The 21,683-nt window shown below is 47.0% G+C and carries 25 protein-coding genes and 3 tRNA genes; 4 read left to right on the plus strand and 24 right to left on the minus strand.

Features of this window, described 5'->3' with window-relative positions:
* Positions 1 to 14: 14 nt before the first annotated feature.
* Both HPY31_RS23810 and HPY31_RS23815 read right to left on the minus strand, forming a co-directional pair.
* Positions 15 to 707, minus strand: a complete 693-nt coding sequence (locus tag HPY31_RS23810) for an MBL fold metallo-hydrolase (protein ID WP_172142725.1) — start codon at positions 705 to 707, stop codon at positions 15 to 17.
* A gap of 103 nt (positions 708 to 810) precedes the next feature.
* Complete coding sequence (locus tag HPY31_RS23815; RefSeq protein ID WP_172142726.1) at positions 811 to 1,584, minus strand: 4'-phosphopantetheinyl transferase family protein; 774 nt, start codon at positions 1,582 to 1,584, stop codon at positions 811 to 813.
* Positions 1,585 to 1,820: 236 nt separating this feature from the next.
* Between HPY31_RS23815 and loaP the strand changes: the two genes are divergently transcribed.
* Positions 1,821 to 2,351, plus strand: a complete 531-nt coding sequence (gene loaP, locus HPY31_RS23820; protein ID WP_172142727.1) for an antiterminator LoaP — start codon at positions 1,821 to 1,823, stop codon at positions 2,349 to 2,351.
* A 131-nt stretch (positions 2,352 to 2,482) separates the two neighbouring features.
* On the opposite strand, the gene HPY31_RS23825 is transcribed toward loaP, so the two are convergent.
* The 6 genes from HPY31_RS23825 to HPY31_RS23850 all read right to left on the minus strand — a co-directional run bounded on the left by HPY31_RS23825 (position 2,483) and on the right by HPY31_RS23850 (position 6,182).
* Positions 2,483 to 2,953 carry a hypothetical protein gene (locus HPY31_RS23825; protein WP_172142728.1) on the minus strand — a complete coding sequence of 157 codons (471 nt, stop codon included), beginning with the start codon at positions 2,951 to 2,953 and terminating at the stop codon, positions 2,483 to 2,485.
* 73 nt (positions 2,954 to 3,026) lie between these two features.
* Positions 3,027 to 3,731 carry an MBL fold metallo-hydrolase gene (locus HPY31_RS23830; RefSeq protein ID WP_172142729.1) on the minus strand — a complete coding sequence of 235 codons (705 nt, stop codon included), beginning with the start codon at positions 3,729 to 3,731 and terminating at the stop codon, positions 3,027 to 3,029.
* Positions 3,732 to 3,738: 7 nt separating this feature from the next.
* On the minus strand, positions 3,739 to 4,368 hold the full coding sequence (locus HPY31_RS23835) for a TetR/AcrR family transcriptional regulator (protein ID WP_172142730.1): 630 nt from the start codon (positions 4,366 to 4,368) through the stop codon (positions 3,739 to 3,741).
* Between the two features lie 177 nt (positions 4,369 to 4,545).
* Positions 4,546 to 5,067 carry a thiol peroxidase gene (gene tpx / locus HPY31_RS23840; protein ID WP_172142731.1) on the minus strand — a complete coding sequence of 174 codons (522 nt, stop codon included), beginning with the start codon at positions 5,065 to 5,067 and terminating at the stop codon, positions 4,546 to 4,548.
* An 89-nt stretch (positions 5,068 to 5,156) separates the two neighbouring features.
* Positions 5,157 to 5,690, minus strand: coding sequence for a hypothetical protein (locus HPY31_RS23845; RefSeq protein ID WP_172142732.1), 534 nt, complete (start codon positions 5,688 to 5,690; stop codon positions 5,157 to 5,159).
* A gap of 39 nt (positions 5,691 to 5,729) precedes the next feature.
* Positions 5,730 to 6,182, minus strand: coding sequence for a gamma-glutamylcyclotransferase family protein (locus HPY31_RS23850; protein WP_172142733.1), 453 nt, complete (start codon positions 6,180 to 6,182; stop codon positions 5,730 to 5,732).
* A 113-nt stretch (positions 6,183 to 6,295) separates the two neighbouring features.
* On the opposite strand from HPY31_RS23850, the gene HPY31_RS23855 reads away from it, so the two are divergent.
* Both HPY31_RS23855 and HPY31_RS23860 read left to right on the plus strand, forming a co-directional pair.
* Positions 6,296 to 9,742, plus strand: a complete 3,447-nt coding sequence (locus tag HPY31_RS23855; protein WP_172142734.1) for a pyruvate carboxylase — start codon at positions 6,296 to 6,298, stop codon at positions 9,740 to 9,742.
* Between the two features lie 73 nt (positions 9,743 to 9,815).
* A complete protein-coding gene (locus HPY31_RS23860) occupies positions 9,816 to 10,502 on the plus strand; it encodes a hypothetical protein (protein ID WP_172142735.1) in 687 nt (228 codons plus the stop codon).
* A gap of 67 nt (positions 10,503 to 10,569) precedes the next feature.
* Here HPY31_RS23860 and ytfJ read toward each other — a convergent pair whose 3' ends face one another.
* The 13 genes from ytfJ to HPY31_RS23925 all read right to left on the minus strand — a co-directional run bounded on the left by ytfJ (position 10,570) and on the right by HPY31_RS23925 (position 19,698).
* A complete protein-coding gene (ytfJ, locus tag HPY31_RS23865) occupies positions 10,570 to 11,055 on the minus strand; it encodes a GerW family sporulation protein (RefSeq protein ID WP_172142736.1) in 486 nt (161 codons plus the stop codon).
* A gap of 108 nt (positions 11,056 to 11,163) precedes the next feature.
* On the minus strand, positions 11,164 to 11,823 hold the full coding sequence (locus HPY31_RS23870) for a DUF2953 domain-containing protein (protein ID WP_016742388.1): 660 nt from the start codon (positions 11,821 to 11,823) through the stop codon (positions 11,164 to 11,166).
* A gap of 66 nt (positions 11,824 to 11,889) precedes the next feature.
* Entirely contained in the window at positions 11,890 to 12,861 is a 972-nt protein-coding gene (locus tag HPY31_RS23875; protein ID WP_253901923.1) for an S-layer homology domain-containing protein, read from the minus strand.
* Positions 12,862 to 13,007: 146 nt separating this feature from the next.
* Positions 13,008 to 13,655: a spore cortex-lytic enzyme gene (gene sleB, locus HPY31_RS23880; RefSeq protein WP_172142737.1), complete on the minus strand. Its 648-nt coding sequence runs from the start codon at positions 13,653 to 13,655 to the stop codon at positions 13,008 to 13,010.
* A gap of 94 nt (positions 13,656 to 13,749) precedes the next feature.
* A complete protein-coding gene (gene spoVAE, locus HPY31_RS23885) occupies positions 13,750 to 14,100 on the minus strand; it encodes a stage V sporulation protein AE (protein ID WP_142497708.1) in 351 nt (116 codons plus the stop codon).
* Positions 14,101 to 14,104: 4 nt separating this feature from the next.
* On the minus strand, positions 14,105 to 15,121 hold the full coding sequence (gene spoVAD, locus HPY31_RS23890) for a stage V sporulation protein AD (RefSeq protein ID WP_015892352.1): 1,017 nt from the start codon (positions 15,119 to 15,121) through the stop codon (positions 14,105 to 14,107).
* A 3-nt stretch (positions 15,122 to 15,124) separates the two neighbouring features.
* Positions 15,125 to 15,598: a stage V sporulation protein AC gene (spoVAC, locus tag HPY31_RS23895; RefSeq protein WP_064203357.1), complete on the minus strand. Its 474-nt coding sequence runs from the start codon at positions 15,596 to 15,598 to the stop codon at positions 15,125 to 15,127.
* A 17-nt stretch (positions 15,599 to 15,615) separates the two neighbouring features.
* The gene (locus HPY31_RS23900; protein WP_172142738.1) at positions 15,616 to 16,476 is read right to left on the minus strand and encodes a DUF421 domain-containing protein; all 861 of its coding nucleotides are present in this window, start codon (positions 16,474 to 16,476) and stop codon (positions 15,616 to 15,618) included.
* Between the two features lie 82 nt (positions 16,477 to 16,558).
* Positions 16,559 to 16,765, minus strand: coding sequence for a DUF1657 domain-containing protein (locus HPY31_RS23905; RefSeq protein WP_007717150.1), 207 nt, complete (start codon positions 16,763 to 16,765; stop codon positions 16,559 to 16,561).
* A 164-nt stretch (positions 16,766 to 16,929) separates the two neighbouring features.
* On the minus strand, positions 16,930 to 17,133 hold the full coding sequence (locus HPY31_RS23910; protein WP_007717155.1) for an alpha/beta-type small acid-soluble spore protein: 204 nt from the start codon (positions 17,131 to 17,133) through the stop codon (positions 16,930 to 16,932).
* 79 nt (positions 17,134 to 17,212) lie between these two features.
* Entirely contained in the window at positions 17,213 to 18,343 is a 1,131-nt protein-coding gene (locus HPY31_RS23915) for an MGDG synthase family glycosyltransferase (protein ID WP_172142739.1), read from the minus strand.
* Complete coding sequence (locus HPY31_RS23920) at positions 18,343 to 18,927, minus strand: YkoP family protein (protein WP_015892356.1); 585 nt, start codon at positions 18,925 to 18,927, stop codon at positions 18,343 to 18,345. The genes HPY31_RS23915 and HPY31_RS23920 overlap by 1 nt, the downstream gene beginning before the upstream one ends.
* A 120-nt stretch (positions 18,928 to 19,047) precedes the next feature.
* Entirely contained in the window at positions 19,048 to 19,698 is a 651-nt protein-coding gene (locus HPY31_RS23925) for a TerC family protein (RefSeq protein ID WP_015892357.1), read from the minus strand.
* 213 nt (positions 19,699 to 19,911) lie between these two features.
* On the opposite strand from HPY31_RS23925, the gene HPY31_RS23930 reads away from it, so the two are divergent.
* Entirely contained in the window at positions 19,912 to 21,078 is a 1,167-nt protein-coding gene (locus HPY31_RS23930) for a sensor histidine kinase (RefSeq protein ID WP_015892358.1), read from the plus strand.
* A gap of 294 nt (positions 21,079 to 21,372) precedes the next feature.
* On the opposite strand, the gene HPY31_RS23935 is transcribed toward HPY31_RS23930, so the two are convergent.
* The 3 genes from HPY31_RS23935 to HPY31_RS23945 form a co-directional block, all read right to left on the minus strand.
* Positions 21,373 to 21,446: transfer RNA gene (locus HPY31_RS23935), tRNA-Gly, on the minus strand.
* A gap of 14 nt (positions 21,447 to 21,460) precedes the next feature.
* Positions 21,461 to 21,548: transfer RNA gene (locus HPY31_RS23940), tRNA-Leu, on the minus strand.
* 25 nt (positions 21,549 to 21,573) lie between these two features.
* Positions 21,574 to 21,650 (minus strand) — tRNA-Pro (locus HPY31_RS23945).
* Between the last annotated feature and the right edge of the window lie 33 nt (positions 21,651 to 21,683).

Here is a 21,683-nt window from a genome sequence, read left to right on the forward strand (position 1 = left end):
TTGTCCCCTCCGTTTTACTTTCGTCTCTCTCTCGCATCCGAGCGATAGCCTTGAGCATGACGCATTCGGAACGAAATGAATTGCGCGCGATTCACAAGGTGAAAATAGATGTTGTTCTCCAATAAATACCAAAGCGGATATCCAGGCTCTTTCCCGTATGAATGTCCAGGATAGACTCTAGCGTAGATCGGCACGGTGTCTCGTATTTTTTGCAAGCTATCGAACATATCATCCGGATTTCCGCCGGTTGTATCGCATCTGCCGCAGCCTTCGATAAATAACGTATCTCCTGTTATCAAACAACCGGATAATAGATAACAGGCGCTTCCGGCAGTATGGCCCGGCGTAAGCATACAGGTAATCGTGGTGTTTCCCAGCGAAATGGTATCTAGATCGTTAAACGTATGTAAATTGGGCGCAGAAAAGGCGTAATACCGCGCTTCCTTCGCTGATATGTACACATTGGGCGCATACCGTACACTTAGCAATTCCACAAGATTCACGTGATCAAAATGGGAATGCGTTAACAAAATGGCATGTAGCTTAACGTCCAGCCCCTCGATCACCGTCAAAATTCGATCGAGTTCCCAAGAAGGATCTACAAGAGCAGCCAGCTTTGTCGCTTTATCGACGATTACATAATTGTAATTAGACAATTCATTGAGATAGCTCGTAGAAATGGTATGGATCTGATAGGATTCGCTCATTGCAGCTAACTCTCCCTTCGGAGCAAAACCCAAAACAAAAAGCCCCACTAAGTGGAGCTCATCCTTCCGAAGCATCATTTTTTCTATCAACACGGTTTTTCTTTTAAGTTGCACTTTGTTTACGGCAGCCGCAATCGAATGCCAGAAAATGATTGTGCATTTCCAAGGGATCTAAATGCCACTCGCTTTTGCGAGGGGCTACGATTGACCAGACGTAGCCGCAAGTCAGGTATGTTTTGGTGCTGTACTGCGGAAAATGCGTAAACGTACTCACATAAAACCCGTCGTAAGTCTGAATCGTTTCGATCTCTAGCAATTCGAACGGGATGGTAAGTCCCGTACGAAGCACCTTTGACAGCGCCTCTTTGCTGGACCACAACAACGTTAATAAAAATTCTTTGTTGCTAATAACAGCTGCGCCGCTCTTCATCTCCGCCACTGTCATTTGACTGGCCATCGTTTCGTTTCTTGACGGATTGATGGCTTCCACATCGATTCCCATTGGGCTCCCTTCTGGGAAAACAATAGCAGCTCCCATGCATTGGCAGTGAGAAATGCTGACCGCTAATTTATCCGGGCTGCCGGTATGAAGAACTGGCTGTCCGAAGACTCCCCGGCTAATATTTATCTTTGTTAAATCAGACCGGCTCATCATTGTCGAAGCCGCTCGTTTGGCAGCTATTCTGCCTAACAAATAATTCCTTTTCCCGACATGAAATGCCAATTTTTGACATTCTTCCATTTCGTCGAGGTCGAATATAAGCGGATCTATCCCAGGTTCCTTATCCTCGCCAATATGAACGAAGCTTAGCCCAGCGTTCATGGTTAGATCGGGCCTATTCAACACGATGCCTTTCTCGAACGAACGCCATTGCAAAAGATGACCACCACCCAAAAATGGACATGACGAGGCATTTCGCGGCTATATAGCAGCAAAAAACGCATCCAAATATTCTGAATCCAAAGCAAACTAACGTGCCGCAACAACGATTAGTTCGTGCCGTTTGGGACTATGTACAAAGGTAGTTTAGTGAATTATAATCTAATTGTACCACAAAAGTCGAATACTGTAAATTTTACTAGAATTATGTCGCACTGTTGAGGAGGGAATTGATGAATTGGTATGCCCTTTATGTAGAGACCGGATACGAAGAACGAGTCGCCAAATTTCTTTCAGATAAATTCTCTTCTCGCCAATTAAGGGCCGTTGTACCGAAAAGAAGGCTTCCTGAACGAAAACAGGGTCTTATTACCCACCCTTTAAAAATTATGTTTCCGGGTTATCTACTCATCCAAACGAATATGGACACGAAGACATACTACGACCTTAAAGAAACCCCTAGAACTTTCAGATTACTCAATAATAATAAGCAGATAAGACAACGATCAGATGGTTTACTGCAAGTGTCCGAAATCGAAGAAGCAGAAATCCGTCCGATTTTAAAAATGCTGGACACAGACGGGGTACTCGGATATTCAACCTTAATGATTATCGACTCCAAAATTACCGTCAAGAAGGGTCCCCTTGCCGGAAAAGAAGGAATCATAAAGAAAGTGAATCGGCGAAAGAAAAGAGCCAAAATTGTCATTGACTTTCTAGGAGACGAGAGAATGATTGACGTTGGAATTGAAATATTGGAATAACTATTCATATAACGCAGAAAGGCTGCCGAATCAATTACCTGGCAGCCTCGTGAATGCAAAAAAGAGACATGGTTCAGTAGCTTCCATGCCTCTTTTTTTATGTTAAGTTGTTTTCTTTGTTGTAGGTGTGTCTATCGGATGTTGTCTTTCACTTCGATAACAAATGCATGACCTGCGTCGCCTTGCGTCCACTGACCGCGAACATCGAACAAATACCAGCCCGGCTGTTCGGGTGCCTTCCACTGATTGCCGTTTTCCAGTGCTTGCTCAACTTCATTGATACCGTTCCACTGTGTTACCTTGAGCGTATTTGCAGTTGGCTGCTGGGCAAAAGTGACGGTTAGCGTCGCCCCGGGCTTTACTTGCATGGGTGAAGGCTTATGCTCTGCGATGAGTTCCGGGGGCGCTGCCGTATCCTTACAGACCGACTCGCTATTATAGCTCCAGCAGGAAGATGCGGGCACCGTCGCAGCTGTTTTTCCGCTCCATTCAATGACTGGCTGTGGCGGTTCCGCCCCTTGCATGGGCGATCCGTTCCCACACCCCGTCAGTAACAGTGTCGCTATTAGAATTAGTTGACCAAGTAATCCTACCTTTTTCATCCAATCACCTCAACCCTATGACGCGAGAAAAAGGGGATTCGTTTCATCCGACTTGGCTTAGTCAATCATTGCCCTATGATTGCCAAACACTCGTTGGAATCGAAAAAGAAGTAGAGACCTCTTTTAAATAATTATCGAGCTGTTCTGCCGGATTCTCGATCGGTTTACCATGGCATACTTCCAAATGGCGTGGGCGCAATTGGCGGACGATCAAACTGCTTTTAAGTGCTTGAGCCATATCCGCCGTAAACATCGGCATGGGACGATACAATCTGCCTTGTTTGGAAGTAAACAAATCTCCAGCCAAAAGCACTCCATCCTGTTCGTGATAATACACCACATGCCCCGGAGAATGACCAGGTGTCAAATAAGGTTGCAGTCCACCAATTGGAGCTACATTCCCTTCGGCATCCTCTGGCAAAGGCTGAGCCAAGCCAGGCTGGACGTTTACTTCCAGCTTTTTACGACGTGGATACAGCTCTTTTCCTTCCATATACGGAATCTCGATTCGATGGGCATAGACTGGTACGGATTCTGCTTCCACGATTTTTTTTACGGCTCCAACATGATCCGAATGACCATGCGTCAGCAAAATTCGTTTGAGTGGTCCTGCATTCAGCTGCTTGATAAAGGCCATAATCCGTTTCGTCATAAATGGCATTCCCGCATCGATCAGCGTAACACCATCCTCCTCTCTGACAATCCAGACCCGCAAAGGAATCAACAACCACGCTTTGATACACCAAATGTTCGCTGAGATTTGCTCTACTCTAATCATTCTTTCGTCACTCCCTGTTCATTATTTTTTGACTTCCTGCGAGAAAAACATCTACGGATAGTGCGAATGTAGGGGCTAGCCTTTCCATCAAGCTGTCCAATGGTTCTTCGGAATGTGTATACGTACCGACGATGCCATGCAGCGTGTAGAAGTAAATTCGTGCATAGGAAAGCGCTTTTTCTTCCTCGATGTCACTTGGCAAGCATCGTCTTACAGCCTGCCTCAACAAACCAAACAATTGATTGCGTAGCGTTTGCAATTCTTTTTCCGGTTCCGCTACATCGATCCGAGTGGCTTTGATCATGAAAAACAAGGTATACATCGTTCGATTGCGCAAGCAAAAGTGGATGAACTGACTGCTGATTTCACGCAAATTCTCTTCTGGTGTTCTTCCCTGTTTGGACAGTGTTTCTTCCATTTGTAGAGTCAAGCCTTGCAAAGGTTCCTTGGACAGATGATGAAGCAGTGCTTCTTTGTCCTTGAAATAAATATAGAGGGTTGTATGGGAACAGCCGGCTGCTTTGGCGATTTCTCTGATGGATACCATATCAAAGCCTCGGGTAGCGAAAAGGTCTGCTGCCGCCGTCAAAATCGCCCGTTTCGTTTCTTCTGAGCGTATTTCTTGTTTGCTTGCCATGCGAGATATTCAGCTCCTTGCTTTTTGAAAAACTTTAGTAACCACTGGTTAGTAACCGTTGGTTATAATATAACCACTGGTTACTAAAGCCGTCAAGATTATTTTTCCACTTGCTGCAAATAAAAAAGCCCCCTTCTCGTCACTTGGACAAAAAGGGAGCTTCCTTATGAAAAATGCTTACTTCGCAGCTTGTGCAGCAGCAATCGCCGCTTCGTAGTTTGGATGCTCACCAGCAGCAGCCACATACTCAGCGTGTACAACCTTGTCATTTGCATCGATTACGAATACAGCGCGAGACAAGAGACGGAATTCTTTGATCGCTACGCCATAAGCTGTACCGAAGCTCAGGTCTTTGTGGTCAGATACTGTTTTCACCTTGTCGATGCCAGCAGCACCGCACCAGCGGTTTTGCGCGAATGGCAGGTCAACGGAAACAGTCAGCACAGTAACGCCTTCCAATTTCGCAGCCTCTTCGTTGAAACGACGAGTTTGTGCATCGCACACGCCAGTGTCAATAGAAGGGATGACGGAGATGATGCGAACAGTGCCCTTGGAGTCTTCCAAAGTTACAGGGGACAGATCGCCACCTACTACAGAAAAGTTAGGAGCAGTATCTCCTACTTTGATTTCAGGACCGAGCAGTGTTACAGGACCACCTTTGAATACAAATGCGCCTTGACGCTCAACAGCAGTTGTCATGATTTCTTCCTCCTCACCAAATCTTTCAGTATGTACCTCAATTATCATACCCTATCATTCACTTTTTTTCACTATGCCAATAGTAGAAATTACAGATTCACTTGCACTTTTCCACTTCGCTTGGCTTGTACCACGGCGATTCGCTTCACTTCATGCTCATATTCCCAATCCGTTTTCGCATTCAGCTCATGACAGCGCATCAGCGCATGATAGAGAGCAAAGGCGAAGGTAACCTGCTTCATTTCGTACCGTGTTCCATGTGCTTTCGGCAATGCCGTATTGATAATCTCAATTTGATACGTGGCTTTTTCCCGCTTGTCCCTAACTGGCACGATATACCCCATACGCTTTAAGACATGGCCGTAATCGAATTCACCTTCATCATCAAAATCAAAGGTGTCGTCCGATGTTGCCAAATACTCCAGCAAGGTCCCCATATCTAGCGTTTCGAAGCAAGCAGGCTGTGGCATGGCCAAAACTGAGCCGTCATTGTTTACAAAATAAATATGGTCACGATAATGAAAGATCAGTTCATCTTCTGGAACTTCGTCGGGAAACATCCAGTAATTTTGCGGAATCAGGTAACGCCAGATTTGTGCAGGTTCACAATGGAGTAATTCCATGGCAGGGCTCCCTCCTTTTCCCTACCAGTTTTGGCAAAACTAGCACTCGCTATTCGTCAGCTCCTCCATGTAGCGTCGCCAATTCCCATGCGAAATGTGCACCCCTGTTTGCTTGACCAGCTCTTGATCCAAATAACGATAAACATAGACGTTTACGACCTGATCTGTTCCTTCCATAGTCGCTGGCACGATGATCCGTTCGTATTCATTGCGCGGATCACCCTCGCCATAATACGTCTCTAGCTCGTCCAGTCCAGCTAGTGCTTGCTCGTACACGTCAGGGGCAAACATGACGATCTCCCCCACGACCTCCTGCTCTCCTTTCAGCAATCCCGGATAGCCTGCCGGCAAATGATAAATCTCACCCTGAATCGTCGCAGGTGTTGCCTCATGCTTATACGGTTTCACGTAAATCCTATAATTCCCAAAGCCCGCTAAAAGCGTGCCGTACACAAATATAGGCAGCTTGTCGTTTACATTGTTCACCTTCATCCATCCTCCTGTGATCGAAAAAAGTGTGTCTTGTGTCGAGAAAATTTTGTATATTTGTTCTATATATAATTTTACATACGTCTTTTTTTGCGAGACGTTAGGGGGAGAGAATAATGAAAAAGAGAAAAATCAATCGCCTACTGGTAGCAAACCGCGGTGAGATCGCCATTCGGATCTTTCGTGCAGCAACGGAGCTCGGCATACGTACGGTAGCCGTCTACTCCGAGCAGGACAACGTTTCTATCCATCGCTTCAAGGCTGACGAGTCTTACTTGGTCGGAGCGGGAAAAGGGCCTATTGAGGCTTACCTCGATATCGAAAGTATCATCGAAATTGCCAAGCGCAACGATATTGATGCCATTCACCCCGGCTACGGATTTCTTGCTGAAAATGCTGATTTTGCAAAGCGTTGCCAAGAGGAAGGCATTATTTTCATTGGACCATCCCCTGAGCTGATCGACAAATTCGGAGACAAGGTAGAAGCCCGGCGTCTTGCGATTGAAGCGGGAATCCCAGTCATTCCAGGCACTCCGGAGCCAATTGAAACACTCCAAGAGGCGCTTCTCTTTGCCAAAGAATACGGCTACCCCATCATTATTAAAGGCGTATCTGGCGGCGGGGGCCGTGGCATGCGTATCGTCCGCAGCCAGGAGGAATTACAAGATTCGTTAGATCGTGCCCGCTCCGAGGCCCGCTCTTCCTTCGGCAATGCAAAGGTGTATTTGGAGCGATACTTGGAACAGCCCAAACACATCGAAGTCCAAATTCTCGGTGACAATCACGGAAACATCGTCCATCTGTACGAGCGCGATTGCTCTGTTCAACGGCGCCATCAAAAAGTGGTCGAAGTAGCACCTAGCCTATCGTTGGATGACAAGCTGCGTGAAGATATTTGCCAGGCTGCTCTCACTCTCATGAAAAAAGCCGGTTATTCGAACGCAGGTACTGTCGAGTTTTTGTTAACGCCGGACAAGCGTTTTTATTTTATAGAAGTCAACCCACGCATTCAGGTAGAGCATACCATCACGGAGCTCATCACTGGAATCGATATTGTTCAGTCGCAGATCCGCGTAGCCGAGGGCCATCCCCTCTCCGATGAGGAGATTGGTATCCGATCCCAGAGTGATATCCACATGAGTGGTTTTGCCATTCAATGCCGCGTCACGACAGAAGACGCTGAAAACAACTTCCTGCCAGATGCCGGTCGCTTGTCCGCCTGGCGTTCCGGTGGAGGCTTCGGCGTAAGGCTGGATGGAGGCAATGGTTATCCAGGCGCGATCATTACACCGTTCTATGATTCGCTACTGGTCAAAATCTCCACGTATGGCACGAGCTTCGATCAAGCGGCTCGCAAAATGCTGCGAACGTTGCGTGAGTTCCGGATTCGTGGCGTGAAAACGAACCTGCCGTTTTTGGAAAATGTCGTGACACATCCTGATTTTTTGAGTGGCAACTACGATACGTCGTTTATTGACACCAAGCCTGAGCTATTCATCTTCCCTGGCCGTCAAGACCGGGGTACCAAATTACTATCTTATATCGGAGATACGATTGTCAACGGATATCCTGGTCTCCAGAAATCGGAGAAAAAGCCGCACTTCGACTCACCTCGCATCCCGCGGACACCATTTACCCAGCCATATCCGGACGGCACGAAGCAAATTCTGGACAAAGAAGGTGCCGACGGTCTGGTCCGCTGGATTCAGGCGCAGAAACAGGTGCTCGTCACAGACACGACATTCCGCGATGCCCACCAGTCTTTGTTTGCTACGCGTGTTCGCACCTACGATCTCGCCTCCATTGCAGAGGCGACAGGCAAGCTCGGTTCTGGCCTTTTCTCGCTGGAGATGTGGGGCGGTGCTACTTTTGACACGACCATGCGCTTTTTGCAGGAATCTCCCTGGGAGCGGCTACAAATTCTCCGCCAGCGCATACCGAATGTCCTGTTCCAAATGCTCTTGCGCGGAGCAAATGGCGTAGGCTACACCAACTACCCGGATAATGTGATTCACGCCTTCGTCAAAGCATCTGCCGAAAATGGCATTGATGTCTTCCGGATTTTTGACAGCCTGAACTGGCTTCCTGGGATGCAAACAGCCATTGAAGCCGTCCGTGAATCTGGCAAGGTAGCCGAAGCAGCGATTTGCTACACCGGAGATATTCTCGACCCGACCAAGACCAAGTACAGCTTGGCCTACTATGTCAATCTGGCAAAAGAATTGGAAAAAGCAGGTGCCCATATTCTCGCGATCAAGGATATGGCAGGTCTTTTGAAGCCGTATGCTGCTTATTCGCTCGTCTCTGCCTTAAAACAAGAAATCAGCATTCCGATCCATCTGCACACTCACGATACGTCTGGGAACGCTGGAGCCATGCTACTAAAAGCGATCGAAGCAGGCGTGGATATCGTCGATGCTTGCGTCAGCTCCATGTCTGGACTCACTTCCCAGCCAAGCTTGAACGGGTTGATCGCAACCCTTGCCCACACGGAGCGTGAGACGGGCTTATCTCTTGAATCGTTCAACAAGCTGTCTGATTACTGGGAAGATGTACGCCCATACTACCAAGGCTTTGAAAGCGGCATGAAGGCGAGTAACACGGAGGTATACGTTCACGAAATGCCAGGCGGACAATACACCAATCTGGAGCAGCAAGCCAAAGCCGTTGGTCTGGAAGGTCGTTGGGACGAAGTGAAGCAGATGTATGCTGTGGTCAATCAAATGTGTGGTGACATTGTAAAAGTGACCCCTTCTTCCAAGGTCGTCGGGGATATGGCGCTGTTCATGGTCCAAAACAACCTGAATGAAGAAAACATTTGGGAGAAAGGAACACGCCTCGACTTTCCGGATTCCGTCATTCAATTTTTCCAAGGGTATCTTGGCCAACCGCCAGGCGGATTCCCGAAGGAGTTACAGGAGCTCGTGCTAAAAGGCCGCGATGCCTTTACTGCGCGTCCTGGCGAATTGCTCGCACCCATTGACTTTACGCAAGTTGCTGCTGAGCTGGAAGCCAAAATCGGACGTGAGCCCAGTCATTTAGACATCCTGTCCTATATCATGTATCCGCAAGTTTATTTGCAATTTGAACAACGCCTGAAGGAATACGGAGACCTGTCCGTTTTGAATACAGGAACGTTTTTCTACGGATTGCGCCCAGGTGAGGAAACTGCCATTACGATCGAGCGCGGTAAAACACTGATTATCAAGCTGGTCGCAGTCGGCGAGCTTCATCCAGATGGCCGTCGCATCATCTATTTTGAATTGAATGGACAGCCACGTGAAATTTTCATTCGTGACCAATCCGCAAAAGTCTCTGAACTGATCCGCCGAAAAGCAGAAGCGCAAAACCCTGCCCACCTCGGTGCCTCTATGCCGGGAAAAGTGCTCAAGGTGCTTGTAGCAGAAGGTGACAAGGTGCGTAAAGGCGAGCATCTCTTGGTGAGTGAAGCGATGAAAATGGAGACGACGATTCAGGCCCCACTCGACGGAAAAATTAAAGCCGTCTATGTGAAAGCAGGCGAAGCCATTCAAACTGGCGATCTGCTCATTGAAATGGAGTAGGCATCGTCTATAATAGGAGATAGTAAATTGTCCCTGGGGATTCATTCCATTTGCTTGTGAGGAGGTGACCGACATGAAAACGAATCGAGTCAGCCATGTTCCATTTACGCAGCGGGTAGGCCGCTATCATTCCCATATGCTTCATGCAAAATTAAGCACGCCAGTGAATCCGATTCTCAGTTTTAATTTGCAGCCGTATTACACTCGTCAGCAGCAATGGACAACGGAGCTGTCTGATTCCTTATCGCGTCTGTACCGGTTTTCCTCAGATTTGGAGAAGAGTGCTCGCGAATTTATTGCTGCGGGAAAAGATGACGAGGCTGGAACTGACATTGAACGATTACAGGAGCGCACACACTCGCTACTAAGTAAATACAATCGTCTGCAGCTGTTGCTTGCCGAAAAAGCAGATACGTTAACGACACAAAAGCTGGATGCATTCGCTCAAGTGACAAAAGACGAAGAGGAAAAACTCCAAACGTTTGGAATCAAGCTGTTACCAGATGGACAATTGGAAATGGACGATGAGAAATGGTTGGAGGCCGTACAGAGCAGCTATGTGGACTATACAAATACAATGGAGCGTGTAGCCCAAGCATTCAGAGCAGGTACATTGGGATTGCAAAGTAAGCCCCTTGGCTCCTTTTCACGTTACTACGAAGAAGCGATGGCCCTCCATCCTTATATCGCCTCATCCAGCTCTAGCCTTCATTATCAACATGCTGCGAAAACAGGTTTGTATGTAAACGAACGCTGGTAATGCCTTACGCCTCTTATTGAAAAACAGGTATGCCCCTTCTATGGAGCATACCTGTTTTGTGTTTGTTTTACTTTCGATCCATAAGGTCTTCCAAATCTTGTTCTTCTGCTCCGGCAATAATCGTCGTATTGGAATAAACAGGTGTATCATCCGATTTGGTAAACATCCCCTGAACTTTATCCACGATTTGCGGAACAGAATCCAAAATCCGGTCGTAGAGATGGGTCGTATTTTCAAGCGGAATCGAGCGAATTCCTTGTTTGCCAACGACCAAGAAAGCTACAGGTGTGATGGAAACACCGCCACCACTCCCCCCACCAAATGGGTTACTAGTATGTTCATGCTGTTGAGTGTGTTGGTGCCCATTATGATGGTGATCGTATTGGAACTCACTACCCCCGGCCGCGAAACCAAATCCTACCTTGGAGATCGGAAGAATGACACTACCATCAGGTGTCTCAACAGGATCACCAATGATTGTATTCACGTCCACCATTTGCTTGAGATTTTCCATCGCTGTTCTCATGAGGCCTTGAATCGGGTGGTCTGCCATATTTGTCGCTCCTCCTTCCTATCTGTTTCATGTTTTATCATTCCCCCAACAAATCCGGAGCATGTACCCTGTACAAAGGAATAAATATGTTTGGTACCACATTTATTTTTAGGCACGCGTCGGTGCAGCTTGCCATTTTCGCTGCTTACTTTTTCGAATCCGCAGAAAAACTTTCAACGCGTAGAAAACGAACTGCCCCAAATAAAAATGCAACACCGCTTGAACTTTCGTATGTAGAAGTGCTTGGTTCCAGACAGGCTGAACACTCATGGCTGGCATCGTCTGTAAGGAGATGGAGTGGGAGAGGATTCCTACAATCAGGCTTTTCACTCCCCAGATCAGTCCTGTCAGCGCCCCTGTTTCAGCCGCCTGACCTGTGCCTAATAACGTATGCCATTCTAATTTCGTGCAACGAACTTGTTTGAACAGGTCTTTTAGCAAAGGCAGCAGGTCACGTACTCTTTCCAGCACATCCCGATAATTCCGGTACCATTTTTTCACTTGCCTGCGCGTAAAATCTTTGACCTTTTCCCGAAGCTTGCTTCCATGCTGGATTGTTTCCACCTTTGCGACAAGCTCAGGCCCAGCTTCTGTCATTTTCAAAAGGAGAATGGGTATTTCGTATTTCCTGCGAATGATACCCCAAGCTGCTATCGTAATTTCCAATTGATCATCTTCGCCCTCGCGACTGTAAAAACACGTCAATTGTATTGGCGTGATCACTAGTAGGACAAATAAACCAAGCAATCCTAACAACACCCATACCATGAAAAAATCCCACCCCTTCCACGTTAGTATGAGTGGAAAGAGCAGGAAATATGTTCAGCATTTTTATTAATCAAGCACGTATACTTTGACGCCTTTTTGCAAGCCATGATTTTCAGCTTCGTTCAATGTCGGAAGATACAGATCCACATGGCGTTGCTTTACCGCACCACCGATATCAGCTGCCACTGCATAGCCGTAGCCATCGATGTACAAGTGTTTACCAAGCGGGATGACATTTGGATCAACAGCTACAACACCTTCGCGCAGTGGATACTCCAGATACGACAGAATCTTGTCGTTCGTATAGCTGTAAGCAGTCGTCTGTACCGTTAATTCTTGGCGGAAAGGTGTACCGTTTGCGAGGGCTTTTGATGTTCTCGGCTTATTCGGAAGCAAGTGAAGGGCCGCGTATGTGGCTGCTTCGGCTCTCGTCATATACTCGTTCGGCTTTAATGTACCGTCCACATAGGCACTCATTAACCCGTTTTGCATGGCGTAAACGAGTGGGCGTTGCTCTTTCTCGTTTACATTGCTCCCATCCGCGTATTGATTCAATGTCTGGATCGTCGTAGACCACTTCAAGTTATTGACTACTCCGCTGTCCCCCATCGTTCTTACCAGAATAGAGGCAAGCTCTGCTCTTTTTACAGGGGCATCCGGATGTAAGTACAGGTGATTTCCCTGCTTTTGCCCATGGACCATTCCCAGTCGATAGGCTGTCTCGGCATAGGACGACAGCCAGCTGTTTGCCGGTACGTCCGCAAAGGATGATTGTTTATTACCAAGAGGTTCAATTCCTTTGGCATTCACAAACATCGTAAGTAGTTCACCCAATGTCACATTGTCATCAGGTCGAAAATATTCGTTTTGACCAATTACGTTGGCTATGTATAGTTGATTGATTTGTTGTTCTGCCCAATGGCCGCTAATGTCTACATAAGGTGTTTCGTTCAAGTGAGTTGTTTCTGCCTCGACAACTGGTGTACCTATGAGCATAAAGGCTACCAGCGAGGCAAGGATCATCCGTTTCTTCATCATCAACCTCCATGGGGAAATATGCGAATCCTTTCGTATCATTTTATCGAACTATTTTGCAAAAACAATGAACAATAGTTTCCAATGAAAAGGAAAGCCCTCGAACAGCATCATGACAAAGACTGTTTCAAGGGCTGCATGAACAATGGTTACACGGCAAAAATGTGTTTGCCGATCTTCTTCACTTGTGTACGGGACCAAATCCAATCGGAGGTCGCTGTAACAGGGTTAAAGTAGTAAAGAGAATGGTTGGTTGGGTCCCATCCTCGCACGGCATCCCAAGCTGCCTGATAAGCGGTCTTGTTAGGAGTCATCCAGAATTGTCCATCATCTACAGCGGTAAACGCTAATGGCTCAAAGATGACACCCGCAAGCGTATCGGGGAAGTTTTTGGACTGAACACGGTTCAGCGCGACCGCAGCTACGGCTACTTGACCCTCATAAGGTTCTCCGCGTGCTTCCGAATAAACCAGCTGCGCCAGCATCTGCATTTCCGCTTTATTTACCGACACTTTCTTGAGAACGCGCCATGTATTTGGACCAGTGATACCGTCAATCTGTAATCCGTATGCTTTTTGAAACTGTCTGACAGCCTTTGTTGTATTCGCTCCGTAAATGCCATCCAATTTGTCATCGTAGTAACCCAGCATCTGCAAGCGATACTGCAAATCCCATACATCCCCGTTCACACTACCACGCTGAATCTGTGTGGCTGCCAGGGAGTCGGCCGGGAAAATAAACGCTACAGCCATAAAGGCAGCAAGCAAGGTTGTTACTACTTTCTTGCTCCACCACATAAATTGTACCCTCCTTTACCCAACCCATTCTACAAGTTGGCGAAAGTAGGTTCAATTCAATTATTTTGGCACAAGTGGAAACATGTACCTACCTTTATCCTTTAGGTCGGAACATGACTGCCATGATAAATCCGAAGACGATGGCAGCCGAAATACCCGCACTCGTCACTTCAAAAATGCCGGTAATGATGCCAATGACTCCATGCTTCTCCGCTTCCGCCATCGCCCCGTGCACGAGTGCATTTCCAAAGCTCGTGATTGGTACTGTTGCTCCTGCTCCAGCAAAATTAACCAGTGGCTCGTATAGACCGAGTCCGTCTAGCACAGCCCCTGTGACAACGAGAGAGGACATCGTATGGGCAGGTGTGAGCTTGACGACATCCATAAGAAATTGACCGATTAAGCAAATCGTTCCTCCTACGAGAAACGCCCACAAAAACATCATGGTATCACTCTCCAAGTTGCTCCGACTCAACAGCCACGGCATGCGCGATGCAAGGAATGCTTTCTCCCTGCTGGAAGGTCAACGGAGATAAGAGGGCTCCCGTGGCAACCAGCAAGATCCGCTTCCATTCTCCTTGCTTCATCCGCCGTAGAAGATGCCCGTAGGTCACTGTAGCGATACAGCCACATCCGCTCCCCCCCGACCACACATTCGGATTTTCTCCATAAATGAGTTTCCCGCAATCGACATAACGCTCTAGTGGGATATGCATGTGATGCTTGGGCAGCAGCTCAGATAATATGGCATGGCCCGTTCGTCCTAAATCGCCTGTTACGATCAAATCATAATGGTCATGAGGGAGCTGAAAGTCACGGAAATGCGACTCAATCGTGGATAATGCGGCTGGTGCCATCGCTGCTCCCATATTGAATGGGTCTGTCAATCCCATATCAACTACATGCCCGATGGTAGCTCCCGCAATCCGCAGCCCCTTACCTTGACTGGCTACAACAGCAGCCCCTGCTCCCGTCACTGTCCATTGTGCCGTAGGGGGCTTCTGAGAGCCGTACTCTGTTGGATAACGATATTGCTTTTCCGCAGCTCCATTGTGACTGGAGGTAGCAGCCAAGACGTAATCAGCAGCTTGACTATTTACCATGAGAGCAGCCAGGGCCAAGCCTTCCATCGCTGTTGAGCACGCACCGAAAATCCCCAGGAACGGTATCGAAAGCGTCCGGGCCGAAAAGCTCGCAGATATGATCTGGTTCATTAAATCCCCGGCAAGCATAAAGTTTATTTGCTCTTTTGTGAGACCCGCTTTCTCCACCGCTTTCGAGCACGCTTCTTCCAGCAGGACTTTCTCCGCTTTTTCCCAGCTGTCTTGTCCAATCATCAAGTCACCGTGCAGGATATCAAAGTCTTCGGCTAACGGTCCCTTAGCCTCAAAAGGCCCACCAATCGCAGCGTGCCCGAGAATGACAGGTTTTAAAGGAAAGACCCAAGACTGATGACCTTGGCGCATCCGTCAGCCTCCCATCGTAAACAATGTTTTGATCAAGCCAATGACAAATGCCGCCGCCACTCCAAACACAATCACTGACCCCGCGAGCTTGAACATATTACCGCCGACCCCCAGCACAAATCCTTCGCTGCGATGCTCAATGGCCGCAGATGCTATCGAGTTGGCAAAACCTGTAACTGGCACACTCGTACCTGCCCCAGCCCATTGGGCAATCCGGTCATATAGTCCTAGACCGGTCAACAGAGCAGAAAGAAGGATCAAGACAGCTACTGTAGGATTCCCAGCGGTTTTCTCCGTAAAATCGAAGTAGTGAATGAACATTTCTTGAATCCCTTGCCCGATCATACAAATGCCGCCACCCACTAAGAATGCCCGGGTAAAATTGCGCAATAGCGGTCGCGGAGGCTCGTGCGTCTTTGCCAATTGCTGATATTCTTGCTGGACGGGGGTCAGCTTTTTCTTTTTTTGGTCTGCCATGTCTCACTCACTCCTTTTTACCGTATCATGAACGGTTTTACTTGATCGATAATCTGTTGGAGCTGTTCCGAATCGGTTTGGTAGGTACGCTTCATCTGTTCATTTTTTGTATTGAGTGCATACAGCTCCAAATCTGCCTGACATTTTTTCAATGTAGCAAAAGCCAGCTTCATCGCTTGGGCCCCAGGAACCATCAGTTTATCGTCATAGAGGTCGAGATAGAGGTCTCCCCCTTTGTCTACTTGGCCGAGGAAAACATTTTCCAAAGCCACCCCCGCTTTTTGCAGCTCCGTGCGAACCCATCTGCGATTTAGACCTGCTGTTGCTAGAGGCTCGTCCATGATCATCCCATCCATAATGACCACTTGATTCTCTTCCGAAGGAGCCACTGTCAATTCAAGGTGTTTGGGCGTTACCGGCTGACTCTCTGATTTTAAGAGGACACTGACTTCCCCACTTGTTTCCATCAATGCAAACTCCACATCGGCTACTCGGAACACGTTTTTGATTCGTAATTGTTCCATCAAGTCTTCCGCGGTCAAACGTTCCTTTTTCAGATTGTCTTCCAAAATCTTGCCTTCCTTGATGAGAACCGTTGATTTCCCTTCAAATAGATCGCGGAGAAACTTGCTCTTGAGGGAAAGCCACTCCATTAAATAAGGAAAAAGCGCAAATACCCCCATGCCAATTAAACTATGGTAGACCGGCCCATCCATTTCGGTTGCCATAAAGGCCGCAATCGAACCGATGCTGATACCGACGATATATTCGATATATGTAAGTTGCTTGATTTGCCTTTTCCCAATGATCTTTGTCAATAGAAATAAGTAAGCAACAGCGCCTATTGAGCGCAAAAGGATGATTAACCAATCAGGCATATGCCACCTCCATCACCTGAGGTGATTTTTATAGAGAGTAAAACCAAGAGAGAGGAAGCCCCTCTCCCTTTCCCAATACTTCCTAGAATCCCTTAAACTGTGGTTCTTCCTTTTCCAGCTCCGTTACACGCTGCTGGAGGTTATCTACGATGGATTGCGTTTGCTCTGCTGCTTGCGAATACAGTTGCTTCGCTTTCTTGTTTTGCGTGCTAAGAGCAAACGTTTCAAAATCTGCTTGTGCGCCTTTCAAGCTGGCAAGCGTTTGTTTCACTTGTGCTCCTACTGTCATATCCACTCACCTCCTAACACATATAGAATCCGCCTCCATCCATTATTTATGCGGTGGTCTGCTCTATTTTCATCTGTCAATAATTCCCCTCTTCTTGGAAAAATAATTTTTAAAAAATAAAAAGAGAGACACCATAGGCGCCTCTCTTCATCCAGCTTATGAGATTAGCCACGTCCAGCCAATTGTTGCTCAGCAAAGGAGACAAGACGTTTTGTAATCTCTCCTCCAACTGAACCGTTTTGACGGGAAGTAGTGTCTGGTCCAAGCTGAACACCGAATTCGGATGCGATTTCGTATTTCAGTTGGTCCAGAGCTTGGTTTGCTTGAGGAACCACCAGATTGTTACTGGATCTGTTGTTGTTAGCCATCTATATCACCTCCTCGTCGTTGGTAAGTTTAATATGTGTGAAGTTTTGCTTGTTCATGCGCCCTTTTTTTCTTCCAATTTTAGTCTGTTAATTGAAGAAGGGTGTGTGCAATTTGGTAAACCGCGTCTGGTCTCCCCAGCTTGTCCAAATTTCCTGCAAAAGCATCTCTTTTTTCAGGCTGACGCCATGACCTGATGGTTTCTTTGATTTCTTCCGGTGTTTCCGCCAAGATCGCTGCTTGTTGCTTAAGTAAAAAGGAACAATTATGCTTTTCTTGTCCGGGCAATGGGTGGAACAAAATCAGCGGTGTCTTAAGAGCAAGTGACTCCGCGCACGTAATGCCACCTGGCTTCGTTATATAGGCGTCAGCCGCTCCAATCCACTGCCACATTTGCGGCTCAAACCCTTTCAATAGAAAGCGATGGCCATTGCTCTCCGTCCTAAGCAGATTCGCCAGTCTTCTGTACAGGCTTGCATTCTTCCCTGTGACGACCACGATCTGCAATGGTTGCTCTTCCAACATCAACTCTCGTACAACCTGCCCCACTCCACCATAACCGCCTTCTCCCCCACCAATCAGTACCGTGAATTGATCTGGCACAAGTCCAAGCTGTTTTTTCCAAGCCGCTTTATCGGTAAGGAGCGCTTTAGTAAAAGCAGGCCGAACTGGAATGCCATAAACATGGATTTTTTCAGGGGCAATCCCATAGCGATCGATTAGAATTTGCGCAATTTGCTCATGTGCCACCATATACGCATCAATTTCTGGATGAACCCAAAATCGATTAATATGGAAATCCGTGGGTACACAAACGAGCTGGAAAGGCTTGGACACCCTCCTCTTCGCTTCTGCCAATGCGGACAAGCAGTACGCATGCGTAGCGATAACGACATCTGGCTTCTCTTCTTGCAACAGTTGATTGGTTAATCTAGCGGATAGCCACCATCCCAATGCTTTGGTCAATGCACTGCCCAGCATTTCTTCCTGTTCATAGATGCGTTGCCACACAGGTTGACCGTAGCGCAACATACCGCGATAAAAAAAATGAGAGAGCACACGTAAGCCTGGACTGGCGGTTTTCAGTCCTCCCACCACTCGCGCTGATCGTGTCCCCTCCTTTTCCAGTAAAACTTCTTGCAGAGCCTCGGCAGCCATCCGGTGACCACTCCCTGCCCATTCCTCTGTCACTAACAGAAACCGCTTTGCCATTAGTAAGACTCTCCTAGAGGCTGCTTGCCGTCAGCATATCGATTGAGCAAAAATTCCTTGGACATATAAACACGCTTTAAGGGCATTTCATAATTCCATGATTGCAATCGCCGCTTTCCATTGGGATGCACGATTCTGAGCATGAGACGCAAGTACCATCGCTTGTACCGAAAAAACCAGGTCATAGGCACGTCAGAAATCGAGAAGCCCAAAGGTGTTATCCCTTTATGCAGCATGGTCGTTCCCACTATCCCTTTTATTTGATCTTTATTTTCCATCGAATCCAGGAATGTGGCTAGCTTCGGCAATGATTGGAGGATATGTCTTCGCAACAGAAGAGCCACGCGCAGCTCATCCTTCACTCCTTTGCACAGGGTAGCAAAGTAATAATTGTGTATATGTAGCTTTAAAATCAAATCCCCGTCATGAATGATGCAATTATCGGTAGTAACGAGTGGCTCTCCCCGATAGCGTAAAACAACAACCCGAAATATATTGTTCCCTTTCTCAATATAAGTAAGTCTGGTGCAGCGCTGATAGATTTCATCCCAGTATCCCCATAGCATCAAGAGGCTTGTATTCATTTGGAAAAAGTTCCTTTCCCGCTATGTTTTCATTCAGCTGGATGTGACCACTTACATTCCGCAAAACGGTCATGATCTTTGTTGTAGTATGCCCAAGAATGCACAATCCTCTTCACCTTTTCACGTCCTTTTCATCCGCCCCCAAAACATGACCACTACGGCAGCAAATACGGGCAACCACATATGGTTGAGAAGTAAAGGATTCACCCACTTCCAGACATACGGATCCTCCAGACACATATCCACTGCTGTAAAGGTAAGAATTCCGCCGCCAATGATGACCATACTGGGAAAACGATTCATCATGCGAGCGATCCAAACACTTCCCCACATTAATAACGGAATACTCATCGCTAACCCCAGCAAAACTAACCATAAATCGCCATGCGCTGCTCCACCAACTGCCAAAACATTGTCCAAACTCATGACAAAATCTGCTACTATGATGGTCCTGACTGCCTGACCAATTGTCTGATTATGCGATACGTCTGTGAGCTCTTCATTCTCACCCAGCATCAGCTTACACGCGATCCACAGCAATAAGATTCCCCCGATCGCCTTCACGAGAGGAATATCCAGCATCCAGGTAGTCATTCCCGTTAAAACAATTCGCAGGAGGATTGCACCCAATGTTCCATATAAAATGGCCCTTCTTCTCTCCTGTTGAGGGAGTCCGCGGCAGGCCATACCTATGACCACAGCATTGTCACTGCTTAATACCAGATCGATCATGAAGATATGTACAAGACCCAGCCAAAAATACTCGCCCATCCCTGCCTCCCTGGTCCAATAAAGTTCGTCCATTCTACTTTATGCGACTGGAATCGGACTCATGATTGAATATTTTTCCGAAAAAAGGCGGTTTTCAGCGGATTTTGTAGATAAAAACTTCCGAAAAAAATGCATTTCATTGCGAAATCAGGCTAATTATACCTTGTCTAAATTAGGCATTTTCCCTTACGATTTTAGTGGGGTGGATAAGAGATGGTGGAGACCGTGACGCTAAACCTTTATGATGTTTCAAGGAAGATTTTAGACTTAACACCAAGCATCACCACAATATGGCTGCAAGAAATTGTTCGCAGCATGGAAATTCCCGTGACCATTCCTCGCGATTTTGCAGAAAAACGAACAGTGCTCTTGGCTCGCTATCTGGTTGAGGATGTAGATCATGACATGCAGACTTGGGCATTAGATATGGGAGAGTGGCTTCGTTCTCAGGAATTCCCCTTCTCCTCCATTTTGCGCACATATCAATTGTACCGGAATGTATTCTGGCGGGTTCTCCAACCGGAATTACAGAAATGGTCCCTCTCCTCACAAGAAATGCACTATTTGGAAAGCCAACTGGGCAAGGCCATGGATGAAAGTGTCTTCTGGGCTGTTTATCACTTTGAACAAATGATAAATAAAGAACTGGTCCAGAAGGAAGAAACGATCTCCTATTTGCATAACGACAAACTGACCATGCTCGGAAAAATTGCCGCTAATATGGCTCATGAGCTGCGCAATCCGTTATGCGCCATTGAAGGGTTCTTGAAGCTAATCGGCGAGTCTACACAGGAACAGGCCCAGCTTCAGACGTATATCCAAGTCGTCATGCATGAGTTTGAGAATTTACATCGGCAACTGACCGGATTCCTCAGCTTTTCCAAAAAACCAATTCTCGATGAAATTTTTAAAACCGTTCAAGTAGAAGAACTGCTTGAAGAAGTAGAGATGCTGATTACCCCTCGCCTCGTGGGAGAAAACATACGTTTTGAAAAACAAATCCACCCCTGCTTACTCGCATGTTATGAAGAAGGCTTGAAACAAGTTGTCGTCAATCTCTTAAACAATGCCATTGACGCCGTGCAAAATCGTACAGACAAGTATATTCATGTCATCTCCACCTCTTCAGATGGTTGGCTCTATTTGAGTGTGGAAAACAACGGCGAAAGGATTTCACCCGAGATCGTGGAAAATCTCTTCCAACCATTCTTTACGACTAAACAAAATGGGACGGGTATTGGCTTGTCCATCTGTAAAAATATTATCGAAAAGCATCAAGGCACGATCCATTGTGATTCCAATGAAAAACGCACACGCTTTATCGTTTCTCTGCCGATTGCAAATGCCCAGGAAGTTGGGCCGCGAATGGAAGCACGCTAGGTCGCTCCTTTTTGTATCACGCAAAAAAGCCCCCTGACAACGCAGGAGGCAAGGCAAGAGATCCGTTACCAATTATTTCATCGGTAAGCGACCTTAGTTTTACTGTACACGAAAACATATGTTGCTACCATAGAAAACGTCAGACAGCTTTCGACAAATATTTATACCTATATTGAACAAAGGCTTATCTATTCAGCTATTGGATAAGCCTTCATACTTTTGTCTCAAGTAAAAATAGTTCTGCTTTCCTAAAAGCAAAAAAACAGAGAACCTATTGGCTCTCTGCTTTATGTATGGAGCGGGTGATGGGAATCGAACCCACGCGACCAGCTTGGAAGGCTGGAGTTCTACCATTGAACTACACCCGCATCAAAATAAATGCTGGTGCCGAGGACCGGACTTGAACCGGTACGGGAGAAACTCCCGACAGATTTTAAGTCTGTTGCGTCTGCCCATTCCGCCACCCCGGCAAACCTGTAAAACGTGGGCAAATCATGGTCGGGAAGACAGGATTCGAACCTGCGACCCCTTGGTCCCAAGCCAAGTACTCTACCAAGCTGAGCTACTTCCCGACAAATTATTATCTTCACTTTTGTAGTAAAGAA

Source organism: Brevibacillus sp. HB1.3 (genome assembly GCF_013186635.1).
Lineage (GTDB): Bacteria > Bacillota > Bacilli > Brevibacillales > Brevibacillaceae > Brevibacillus > Brevibacillus brevis_D.